Source organism: Halorubrum sp. SP9, from assembly GCF_005435015.1.
Classification (GTDB): Archaea; Halobacteriota; Halobacteria; order Halobacteriales; family Haloferacaceae; genus Halorubrum; species Halorubrum sodomense.
In genome coordinates this window covers 1-356 of sequence record NZ_SGXU01000498.1, presented here as the reverse complement: position 1 = coordinate 356, position 356 = coordinate 1, and the positions used below count along the sequence as shown (strand labels likewise).

Sequence of the window (356 nt, the reverse complement as noted above, 5' to 3'; positions counted from 1 at the left end):
CACTGCGTGGCACCACCACGCAAATCAGCGTTCTTACGAGGCTCCGGCCTCCCCGTGGAGGCTTCTCTCGGTGAGTCCAGCAGCAGTGGAATGGTACCATCCGAATCTTCAACTTAACTGGGGACTCGGTCGAGTGGAAGGTGGAGAGTGGGACGACACGAGCAACTGCTCGCATCTCCGAGACACTGTTATTTATCGCGGGCTCAGCGAGAGATTTCAAGAAAGCTACGCATGGGAAGATACAACTCTTTTCAAGTACGTAGCGGAGCAATTTGAGCAGCGTGAGACAGTGCGAGGGTATGAAAACCCATCAGAGTATGTGAGGGTTCGGTGTGCGTATCTCGATAATCTCTTCG

The 356-nt window shown here is 53.4% G+C and carries 1 pseudogene; it reads left to right on the top strand.

Features of this window, described 5'->3' with window-relative positions:
- Positions 1-70: 70 nt before the first annotated feature.
- Positions 71-356, top strand: a pseudogene (locus tag EXE45_RS21040) (hypothetical protein); the annotation flags it as partial.